At 72.7% G+C, this 9,710-nt stretch carries 7 protein-coding genes and 2 pseudogenes; 4 read left to right on the top strand and 5 right to left on the bottom strand.

Annotated elements, in window-relative coordinates; all coding sequences use genetic code 11:
* Window positions 1-502: 502 nt before the first annotated feature.
* Window positions 503-1,501 carry a tryptophan--tRNA ligase gene (trpS, locus tag AC07FK_RS33715; protein WP_479108718.1) on the top strand — a complete coding sequence of 333 codons (999 nt, stop codon included), beginning with the start codon at window positions 503-505 and terminating at the stop codon, window positions 1,499-1,501.
* A gap of 180 nt (window positions 1,502-1,681) precedes the next feature.
* On the opposite strand, the gene proC is transcribed toward trpS, so the two are convergent.
* The 3 genes from proC to AC07FK_RS33700 all read right to left on the bottom strand — a co-directional run bounded on the left by proC (window position 1,682) and on the right by AC07FK_RS33700 (window position 4,930).
* Window positions 1,682-2,491: a pyrroline-5-carboxylate reductase gene (gene proC / locus AC07FK_RS33710; protein WP_479108717.1), complete on the bottom strand. Its 810-nt coding sequence runs from the start codon at window positions 2,489-2,491 to the stop codon at window positions 1,682-1,684.
* A 910-nt stretch (window positions 2,492-3,401) separates the two neighbouring features.
* The gene (locus AC07FK_RS33705; RefSeq protein ID WP_479108716.1) at window positions 3,402-4,139 is read right to left on the bottom strand and encodes an ABC transporter permease; all 738 of its coding nucleotides are present in this window, start codon (window positions 4,137-4,139) and stop codon (window positions 3,402-3,404) included.
* Window positions 4,136-4,930, bottom strand: coding sequence for an ABC transporter ATP-binding protein (locus AC07FK_RS33700; RefSeq protein ID WP_479108715.1), 795 nt, complete (start codon window positions 4,928-4,930; stop codon window positions 4,136-4,138). The genes AC07FK_RS33705 and AC07FK_RS33700 overlap by 4 nt, the downstream gene beginning before the upstream one ends.
* 9 nt (window positions 4,931-4,939) lie before the next feature.
* On the opposite strand from AC07FK_RS33700, the pseudogene AC07FK_RS33695 reads away from it, so the two are divergent.
* Both AC07FK_RS33695 and AC07FK_RS33690 read left to right on the top strand, forming a co-directional pair.
* Window positions 4,940-5,293: pseudogene (locus AC07FK_RS33695) on the top strand (hypothetical protein); the annotation flags it as partial.
* A 112-nt stretch (window positions 5,294-5,405) separates the two neighbouring features.
* Window positions 5,406-6,010 (top strand): annotated as a pseudogene (locus AC07FK_RS33690) (SulP family inorganic anion transporter); the annotation flags it as partial.
* A 259-nt stretch (window positions 6,011-6,269) separates the two neighbouring features.
* Here AC07FK_RS33690 and AC07FK_RS33685 read toward each other — a convergent pair.
* Window positions 6,270-6,788, bottom strand: a complete 519-nt coding sequence (locus AC07FK_RS33685) for a hypothetical protein (RefSeq protein WP_479108714.1) — start codon at window positions 6,786-6,788, stop codon at window positions 6,270-6,272.
* 35 nt (window positions 6,789-6,823) lie between these two features.
* The gene (locus AC07FK_RS33680) at window positions 6,824-7,144 is read right to left on the bottom strand and encodes a peptidase (RefSeq protein WP_479108713.1); all 321 of its coding nucleotides are present in this window, start codon (window positions 7,142-7,144) and stop codon (window positions 6,824-6,826) included.
* A gap of 128 nt (window positions 7,145-7,272) precedes the next feature.
* Here AC07FK_RS33680 and AC07FK_RS33675 point away from each other — a divergent pair, with 128 nt between their 5' ends.
* A complete protein-coding gene (locus AC07FK_RS33675) occupies window positions 7,273-9,531 on the top strand; it encodes a protein kinase domain-containing protein (RefSeq protein ID WP_479108712.1) in 2,259 nt (752 codons plus the stop codon).
* Window positions 9,532-9,710: the final 179 nt, after the last annotated feature.

Genomic DNA, 9,710 nt, shown 5'->3' with positions numbered 1-9,710 from the left:
CTTCGCTTTCGCGTTTCCCTTTCCGGCGGTTCCGACTCTATCAGATCCTTTCGGGCCTGACTCCCAGTCAGCGGGTTTCGCCTTTCCGGCTGTTGAGCCGTTCCGACGAGTGAGACATTAGCGGAATCCTGGCTCCCGAGCTAATCGGGTGTCGTTCCTTCGAACATGGATTCCTCATTTCGCAAATGCGCACAAGAACGGGGCGACGACAGTCGCTCGCTCAGTGGTTACTGCGGAATGGCTGTCCGGGGCCGGCCGGGGCCGGTGCTCACGTCGGACAACTCGGAGAACACTACGTAGGCGTCAATCCCCTGTCAACCGAGGGCTCCGCCGCTATGGTGAGTCCCATGACTTCGCGTACGTACACCCAGGGGTGGCGGGCCGCCTGACGGCGGCCGGCAGACACGTATGCGCTCAACGGCCGCCGCTACGGCGGCCGTTCGCGTTCCCCCTCCCGGGGGCCGGCCGCCGGTGGCGGCGGCTCCTACCAGGAGGCAGAGAGATGACGCGGATCTTCAGTGGGGTCAAGCCGACCGGGCACCTGACGCTGGGCAACTATCTCGGGGCCGTACGGCGGTGGGCCGAGACCGATCAGCACCGGGCCGACGCGCTGTTCTGCGTGGTGGACCTGCACGCGCTGACCGTGGAGCACGATCCGGCGCGGGTACGGCGGCTCAGTCGGCAGGCGGCGACGCTGTTGCTGGCCGCGGGTCTGGATCCGGCGTCGTGCACGGTATTCGTGCAGAGCCATGTGGATGAACACGCGCGCCTGTCGTACGTACTGGAATGCACAGCCACGGACGGTGAGCTGCGTCGGATGATCCAGTACAAGGAGAAGAGCGTGCGTGCGCGGGCGGCCGGGGAGAGTGTGCGGCTGTCGCTGCTCACGTATCCGGTGCTGATGGCCGCGGACATCCTGGCGTACGGGACCGATGAGGTTCCGGTGGGGGACGACCAGACGCAGCACGTCGAGCTGACGCGGGATCTGGCGGTGCGGTTCAACCAGCGGTACGGGCACACCTTCGTGGTGCCGAAGGCCACCCGTCCGGAGGTCGCCGCCCGGGTCATGGATCTTCAGGACCCCACTTCCAAGATGGGGAAGTCGCACGCTGCCACAGCGGGGATCGTCTATCTGCTCGACGAGCCGGGGGTGGTGCGGAAGAAGATCATGCGGGCCGTCACCGACAGTGGGACCGATGTGGAGTACGACCGGGAGGAGAAGCCCGGGGTGGCGAATCTGCTCGACGTACTCGCGGCCTGTTCGGGAGAGGACCCGAAAAATCTGGCCGGTGCGTACGACTCCTACGGCGCGTTGAAGAAGGACACGGCGGAAGCCGTCGTCGAGCTGTTGCGGCCGGTGCGGGAGCGGCATGCGGAGCTGGCGGCCGATCCCGGTTATGTGGATCAGGTGCTGCGGGAGGGGGCCGAGCGGGCTCGGGGGACGGCGCGGCCGACGGTGGACGCCGCGTATCGGGCGATCGGGCTGCTGCCTGCGGGGTGAGGCGGTGGGAGGTGGGGCGGGCCGGGGGACGGGCTCGGCCCTGGAGGTTGGGGTCGGGGGCCGGTTCGGAGCTCGGCTTCCGGCTCCCGGCTCCTGACTCCCGGTGGGTTTGGTGTTCGGCTTGCGCCCGGCGTCGGGGCGGTGTCGGCCGCCCCGGCGCCGGGCGGGCTGACCGTGCCGTCAGCCGTTGCCGGAGGCCAGTTCGCGGCTTCGGTCTCGGGCGGCTTCCAGGGCGGCGATGAGGGCGGCTCGTACACCGTGGTTCTCGAGCTCGCGGATCGCGTTGATGGTGGTGCCGGCGGGCGAGGTGACCGCCTCGCGGAGCTTCACCGGGTGCTCGCCGCTGTCGCGGAGCATCACCGCCGCGCCGATGGCCGCCTGGACGATCAGGTCGTGGGCCTGGGCGCGGGGCAGGCCGAGGAGGATGCCGGCGTCGGTCATCGCCTCGACGAGGTAATAGAAGTACGCCGGGCCCGATCCGGAGAGGGCGGTGGCCGCGTCCTGCTGCGTCTCCGGGACGCGGAGCGTCTTCCCGACGCCGCCGAAGATCTCTTCGGTGTGGAGGAGGTGCTCGGCGGTGGCGTGGGTGCCGGCTGAGATGACGGACATCGCCTCGTCCACCAGGGCGGGGGTGTTCGTCATGACGCGGACCACGGGCGTGTTGGGCGCGAGGCGCTCTTCGAAGTACGCCGTGGGGATGCCGGCGGCGCCGCTGATGACGAGGCGGTCGGCGGGGACGTGCGGGGCGAGCTCGTCGAGGAGCTTGCCCATGTCCTGCGGCTTGACCGTGAGGATGAGGGTGTCGGCCCGCTTGGCGGCTTCGGCGTTGGTCACGGGCTCGACGCCGTAGCGGGCGCGGAGTTCTTCCGCGCGCTCGGCGCGGCGGGCGGTGACGAGGAGGTCGGCGGGGCGCCAGCCGGCGCGGATCATTCCGCTGAGCAGGGCCTCGCCGATTTTTCCGGTGCCGAGGACTGCGACTGTCTGGGTCATGCGGTTCACCTCGCCGGTGGGGCTGCGTGCGTGTGGGTGCGCGTTCGTTCGGGGTGCGCCTCGGTTGCTCCGGCGTCCCGGGGACATCTTCGCACCGGGGGTGGGGGGTGGGCGGTGGTGTCCGGTGGGCGGGACGTTGCGGTGGGGGCGTGCGGGCGATCCGCTGCGCGGCGCTTTTTCCCTGCCCGTGCCCGCCCCTGCCCGAACTGCGGCCGGCCTCCGGCCCCGGACGCCCTGCGGGCGTGTCCTCAAGCGCCGGACGGGCTGGGAGGGGGTGGGGGGATGGGGTGGTGAGTGCGGGTGGGGGCGCGCCGCGGGTCGACTGGGGTGGGGGCGGGGGTGCTGCGATGCCACGGACTGAGGTGGGCGGCGGGTGGTGGATGGTGGTGCTGGGATCCGGGCGCTCGGTGCCCGGATGCTGGGTGCGGAGTGCTGTGCTCGGGCCCGGGTGCTCTGTGCTGAGTGCTCGGTGCCCAGGTGCGGGGGCTAGGTGCCCCGTGCCCGAGTGTTTGAGTGCCGGGTGCTCGGTGCCCGGGCGCTGGGACCAGTGCTGGGTGCCAGCCCGGGTGCTGGTTGCTCGGTGCCGGGTGCTCGGCCCGCAGGGGTGGGCTGACGGGAGTGCGTACGGGGCGCGTCGACTTCTGTCCGAGCGAAGTGGGCGACCGCGAGTGGGCGCCGTGCCGGCGCGGCGGGTGAGGGGTGGGGGCGGGTGTCCGTGTGTTGGGTGGGGGGTCGGTTGCGGGGTGCCCGTGGGCGGCGGCGGGGCGGGGGGCGCCTGATGTTGTGGGCCTGCATGTGACCGGTGGTGGGGGCGGGCGTACGGGTTCGGTGTGCATGTGCGCGCCGGTGGGGGCTGGTGAGGCGTGGGGGACGTGGGTGGGTGTGATGAGGGGAGGCGGGGCCAGCGGAGTTACGGGGTGCGGCGGCGGAGGGTGGCTGCTCCTAGGGTCAGGACCAGGAGGGCGCAGGCCGCGACGATCGTCGCGTCGCGGATGAAGGTGGCCGTGACGTCCGTGTGGCGCACGACCTCGTTCATGCCGTCGACGGCGTACGACATCGGGAGCACGTTCGAGATCGCCTCCAGGATCGGCTGCATCGCCTCCCGCGGAGTGAACAGGCCGCACAGGAGCAGCTGCGGGAAGATCACGGCCGGCATGAACTGGACTGCCTGGAATTCCGATGCCGCGAAGGCGGAGACGAAGAGGCCCAGCGCTGTGCCGAGGAGTGCGTCCAGGAGGGCGATCAGCAGGAGCAGCCAGGGGGAGCCGACCACGTCGAGGTCCAGGAGCCAGAGGGAGACCCCCGTGGCCAGGGCCGACTGGACGACGGCCAGGGCGCCGAAGGCCAAGGCGTAGCCCGCGATGAGGTCGGCCTTGGCCAGGGGCATGGCGAGCAGGCGTTCGAGGGTGCCCGAGCTGCGTTCGCGCAGGGTGGCGATGGACGTCACCAGGAACATCGTGATCAGCGGGAAGATCCCGAGCAGTGACGCGCCGATCGAGTCGAAGGTGCGCGGCGAGGCGTCGAAGACGAAGCGCAGCAGCGTGATCATCGCGACCGGGATGAGCAGCAGGAGCGCGATCGTGCGGCGGTCGTGGCGCAGCTGGGCCAGGACGCGGGCGGCGGTGGCGAGGGTGCGGGATGCGTTCATCGGAGCGTCTCCTGACGGGAGTCGGCATCGTCGACCAGGCGAAGGAACGCATCTTCGACCGTGGCGGAGCCGGTACGGGCGCGGAGGGCGTCAGGGGTGCCGTCGGCGAGGATCTCGCCCTCGCGCATGAGGAGGAGGCGGTGGCAGCGTTCGGCCTCGTCCATCACGTGCGAGGAGACGAGGAGGGTGGTGCCGCGGTCCGCGAGGGTGTGGAAGAGGGTCCACAGGTCGCGGCGCAGGACCGGGTCGAGGCCGACGGTCGGCTCGTCGAGGACGAGGAGTTCGGGCGTACCGAGGAGGGCTGCGGCGAGAGACACCCGGCTGCTCTGGCCGCCGGAGAGGTTGCCGGCCAGGGCGTCCGCGTGCGAGGTGAGGTCGACGTCGGCGATGGCGCGGGTGACGGCGTCGTGTCGGGCTTCGCGGTGGTCGCGGCCGGGCTGGAGGACTTCGGCGAAGTAGTCCAGGTTCTGGCGCACGGTCAGGTCGGCGTAGACGGACGGGGCCTGGGTGACATAGCCGATGCGGGGGCGCAGGGGGGCGGCGCCGGCGGGGTGGCCGAGGACTTCGAGGGTGCCGGTGACTTTGGCCTGGGTGCCGACCACGGCGCGCATGAGGGTCGTCTTCCCGCAGCCGGAGGGGCCGAGGAGGCCGGTGATCCCGCCTCGGGCGACGGTGAAGCGCAGACCGCGCAGGACAGTGCGGGCGCCGCGTACGACGGTGAGGTCGTGGGCGGTCACGGCCGGTCCGTCCGGCGGGTCGGCCGGACCAGTGGCGCTGGAGCAATTCATCATGTGTTGAATATGCTTCCGAGGGGCCCACTCGTCAAGGAGGAGGGGGGAGTGAAGGGCGCGTTCGCGGTGGGGGCGTGGGCGGCGCAGGCGGGCGGGGGTGTGATCGGAAGCGGAACATCCGCCTCCTTCAGGCTTCGACGGCCACCCATCCATCACGGAAAGTCCTGGGATGTCCAACTCCCCGTAAGGACAATGAGCAGCACTTTGTCCCCCAGGCGGAGGTGCCTCTTGCGATGCCTGTCGTTGCGCCGGACCGACCTCACCGCCTCGCTCGTCGTCTTCCTCGTCGCACTACCCCTGTGCGTGGGCGTCGCCGTCGCGTCCGGCGTACCGCCCGAGTTGGGGCTGATCACCGGCATCGTCGGCGGGTTCGTCGCGGGCGTCCTGCCTGGCAGCAGCCTGCACGTGAGCGGCCCGACGGCGAGGACTCACCGTGCTCGGGTACGAAGCGGTCCAGCGGTACGGCCTCGGGGCGCTGATCGCGCAGGGGGCGGGCAACGCGGTCTGCGGGGCGCTCGGCGCGCTGCCGATGACCGCCGTCATCGTGCGCAGCGCCGCCGATGTGCGGGCGGGGGCGCGCACGAAGGTTTCGCGGGTGCTGCACGGGGTGTGGCTGCTGGTGTTCGCGGCCGCCGTGCCCGCCGCGCTGGGGGTGATTCCGGTGGCGGCGCTGGCGGGGGTGCTGGTGCACGCGGGGTGGAAGCTCATTCTCGTACGAGAGGTGGTGCCGTTGTGGCGGGAGCATCGCGGGGAGGCGGTCGTGCTCGTGGTGACCACCGGGGCGATCGTGGCATCAACCTGCTCGAGGGAGTGCTGGTGGAGCTGTTGCTCGCTGTCGCGAAGACCGCGTGGGACACGAGTCAGGTGCAGGTCGAGACGGAGGATCTGGGTGCGGCGGACGGGCTGCGGGTACGGGTGCGCGGCAACGCGACGTTCCTGCGGCTCCCGAAGCTGCTGGACGCGTTGGAGGCGCTGCCGTCCGACCGGCCCGTACAGCTGCACCTGGGCGGACTGCGCCACGTCGACCACGCGTGCCCGACGGCGCTGGAGGGGTGGACGGTACGGCGTGGGGCGGTGGGGGGTGCTGCTGCACGGGGCGGGGCGCGGGCCGTTCGGATCCCGAGCTGCACCGGGCGGAACCGGGCGGCCTTGGGGCCGGTGCCTGCGCAAGGCCCGGTACGGGGTGGGCCTCGGTGGGGCGCTGCTGGTGGGGTGCACGTACGCGACGGGGTTCGGCCGCGACGTGCGGGTCTTGCAAGGTGGGGTCGGCGGGTGGCTCGGGTCTTGTGCCTGGGCAGGATCGGTCGGGGTGGCCCCCGGCGCCTGCCATCGGGTGGGGTCAGCGGCGGTTTCGGGGGGTTTTGCGGGCTGCGGGGTTACGCGTGCGGTTGCCTCGGCGGCGTTCGTACTGGGTGACGGCCTGTTCGTACTCGCTGCGGCGCAGCTTCTCGCCGGGGGCCTCGGTGAGGGCACGGAAGAAGCAGGCGAGGAGCGAGCCGACGAAGCCGATGGCCTTCAGGCTGCGCAGCTGGGCCTCGGCCACGGGGTCGGGGCGGCATGCGTACCCCTCCCAGGTGCGGCGGAAGGCGATGGCGCTGCAGATCGCGAACATGGCCACGACCAGGATGTTCACGAAGCCGCCGACGTCCGCGATCGCCAGGCCCTGGTAGGCGAAGCGCAGGACGAGGCAGCCCGCGACGGCGGCCGCCAGCGAGCCCGCGGCGACCCCGGCCCGGCGCAGCCCGTACCCGCGGTCGCGGTTCACCCAGGTCGTGCCGAAGAACCGGATGGGTTCGGGCTGGGGGCCGCCGCCCGCGGGCGCGGTGGGGGTCGGGGTGCCGTCGGTGTTCTCGCTCACGGGGTCGATTATCCCCGGGCCGGCGAGCGGGCGGATCAGGCGCAGCGCACGGCCACGTACCCGTCGCTGCCGGTCCTGATGTACGCGTCCGAGACGAACTGGCCGTTCGCGATGTTGGACCAGAGGTTCGTCGTGCCGTACGGCCCGGTCACCGTCGTCCCGGGGCACTGGCAGTTGATCGGGACGCGTGCGTCGTACGGCAGGACCTTGACGATCCGGTAGTGGGTGCCGGGGCCGCTGCGTACGTTCACCCGGTAGCCGGGGGCCACGGGGTACCGCACCGCCAGGGTCTCCGCGGTGGCGGCGACCTCCTCCGCGGCGTCCATCACACTGTCCTCGACTTCTCCTACGGCCATGAGGCCCCTCCCCCGTCGGTGTGCCTTCTCCGTACGCCGCGCAGGCTAGCAAGTGCCACCGACATCGCACGCATCATCGACTAGGCTCCGTGCGTCTCGCTTGCGGACGATTCACACGGGGGTGGACGATGCCGCCGCTGCGCAGCACCGGGAGGTCACCGGAAGCGGAGCATCCGGACTACGCCGGGCAGTACCGGCTCGAAGCCGTGCTCGGCTCCGGAGGCATGGGTGTGGTCCATCTGGCCACCTCGGGCTCCGGGTTGCGCCTCGCGGTCAAGGTGGTGCACGCCGACTTCGCGGCGGATCCCGAGTTCAGGGCCCGTTTCCGGCAGGAGGTGTCCGCTGCCCGGCGGGTGAGCGGCGCGTTCACAGCGCCGGTCGTGGACGCCGACACGGACGCCGAACGCCCGTGGATGGCCACCCTGTTCATCGAGGGCCCCACCCTCGCCGAGCGCGTCAAGCGGAACGGTCCGCTGCGCACGCAGGAGTTGCTTCGGCTCGGCGCGGGGCTGGCCGAGTCGCTGCGGGACATCCACCGGGCCGGCGTGGTGCACCGCGATCTCAAGCCGAGCAACGTGCTGCTGGCGGCCGACGGACCCAAGGTCATCGACTTCGGCATCTCCCGGCCGACCGACAGCGATCTGCGTACGGAGACCGGCAAGCTGATCGGTACGCCGCCGTTCATGGCGCCCGAGCAGTTCCAGCGCCCGCGCGAGGTGGGGCCGGCCGCCGACGTGTTCGCGATGGGGTCCGTGCTGGTGCACGCGGCCACCGGGCGCGGGCCGTTCGACTCCGACAGCCCGTACATCGTGGCGTACCAGGTGGTGCACGACGAGCCGGACCTGACGGGCGTACCGGAAGCCCTGATGCCGCTGTTCGCGCGCTGCCTCGCGAAGGATCCCGCCGACCGGCCCACGCCGGACGCGCTGATGGCGGCGCTGCGGTCGGCGGCGTACCCGACCGCCGACGACACTCAGGCGTTCATACCGGTGCAGCGCGCCGCAGAGGGGTGGGCCCGGGACGAGGCGGGGCGGGAGGACGCGGAGGCCGGTACGGCCGGTGCTGTGGGCTCGGTCGGTGACGGCAGGGCGGGCGACGGTGCCGGTCCGGACGAGGTGGCCGTAGGCGGGTCGTCCGGTGCTCCGGCCGGGGCGGCGGCGGCCCGGCGCGCGGGCGGTTCGCGGCGTGCCCGTCGGGCCGTGCTCGCCGTGGCCGTGGCCGCGCTCGCCGTGGGCGGTGTTCTCGGCGTACGCACGCTGGTGGACGACGGCCGGCCCGGCGCGGTGCCCGCCGTGGAGGGGAAGCGGAGTGCCGCAGAGGCCGTGCGGCCCTGGGCCGTGTCGCTGCGGGCCGGCGCCGGGAGCAACCCGGCCGCCTGTTCGTACGCGGGCGGCTCCCTCTACTGCAGCGCGCGCGGCGTGGCGGCCTCCCGGCTGGACCCGGCGGACGGCCAGATCGGCTGGTCGAAGAAGGCGGCCGACGCCTCCCGCGCCTCCCTCGACGACGGCACCCCCGTCCTCGCCGGCGGGCTCCTGCACGTCGTGCCGCCGGGCGGGGACCGGCTGGAGGCCCTGGATCCGCGCACCGGCGCCCGGCGTTGGAGCGTGAAACTCCCCGGCGGTCCGCTCGTCCGCCACACGGCGGACGCGGTGCTGCTGGTGAGCGCGGACGGGACCGTCAAGGCCCTCGACAACACCACCGGCGCGGCCCGCTGGACCCGCAGCCACGGCGGCACCGGTTCCCTGTGGGTCACGTCGCCCGACGGCGAAGGGCCCGCGTACGCCGCCACCCCGTCGCAGGACGGTACGTCGACCGCGATCGTGGCGGTCGACCCCGGCAGCGGCGAAGCGCTGTGGGAGGAGCGGCTGAACGGGATGCTCAGCCCGGTCTCCGTCTCGGACGGCGTGCTGTTCCTGCTGGCCGACGACACCGACGGCCTGACGCGGGCGGTCGTCCGCCTCGACACCGGGGCCCGTACCGCCCGCCGGATCCCGCTGGTCACGCCGCTCGACCAGGCGCAGGCCGCGGTGCGCGGGAACACGGCGTACCTCTTCGGCGTCAACGGCTCGCTCGTGGCCGTCGACACCGGCCGTGCGCTCGGCGCCGAGCGGGCGCAGCGGTGGCGGCTGGAGACGTCGGTCAGCCGGGCCTCGCGGCCGGTCGTCACGGCGGACCGCGTCTACCTCTCGGCGGCGGACGGGCGGCTGCTGGCTGTGGACGCAGCCCGGGGGAAGCTGCTGGGCCAGACGGCGCCCCGTATGGGCACGGGGCGGTACACCTTCGCGGCGGCGCTTCCCGCCCCCGTCGTCGCTCCGGGCAGGGTGTTCGCCACGGCGCCCGACGGGTCGGTCTTCGCGGTGGCGGACGAGGATCCGGCGCGCTGGTGAACGCGGGCGGGCGGTGAAAGACGGCGAGTGGTGAGCGGCTGGCGGGGAACGGCGGCGGCTGGTGGGCGAGCGGGAGGCGCAGGCGGCGGGCGGTGAACGGCGGCGGGGGGGGGGCGGGCACCCACCCCGTCCCTCCCCCCCACCCTTTCCCCCCCCTCCCCAGCAGGACGCGCCTCTCC

It is taken from the genome of Streptomyces sp. NPDC046122, assembly GCF_056429965.1.
This window is presented reverse-complemented; position numbering and strand designations above follow the sequence as displayed.

What these genes read in the sequence shown, in the direction of transcription:
- AC07FK_RS33675 (WP_479108712.1), top strand. Translation starts at nt 7,273, where the DNA reads ATGCCGCCGCTGCGCAGCACCGGGAGGTCACCGGAAGCGGAGCATCCG.
- trpS (WP_479108718.1), top strand. Translation starts at nt 503, where the DNA reads ATGACGCGGATCTTCAGTGGGGTCAAGCCGACCGGGCACCTGACGCTG.
- AC07FK_RS33680 (WP_479108713.1), bottom strand. Translation starts at nt 7,144, where the DNA reads ATGGCCGTAGGAGAAGTCGAGGACAGTGTGATGGACGCCGCGGAGGAG.
- AC07FK_RS33700 (WP_479108715.1), bottom strand. Translation starts at nt 4,930, where the DNA reads ATGATGAATTGCTCCAGCGCCACTGGTCCGGCCGACCCGCCGGACGGA.
- proC (WP_479108717.1), bottom strand. Translation starts at nt 2,491, where the DNA reads ATGACCCAGACAGTCGCAGTCCTCGGCACCGGAAAAATCGGCGAGGCC.
- AC07FK_RS33705 (WP_479108716.1), bottom strand. Translation starts at nt 4,139, where the DNA reads ATGAACGCATCCCGCACCCTCGCCACCGCCGCCCGCGTCCTGGCCCAG.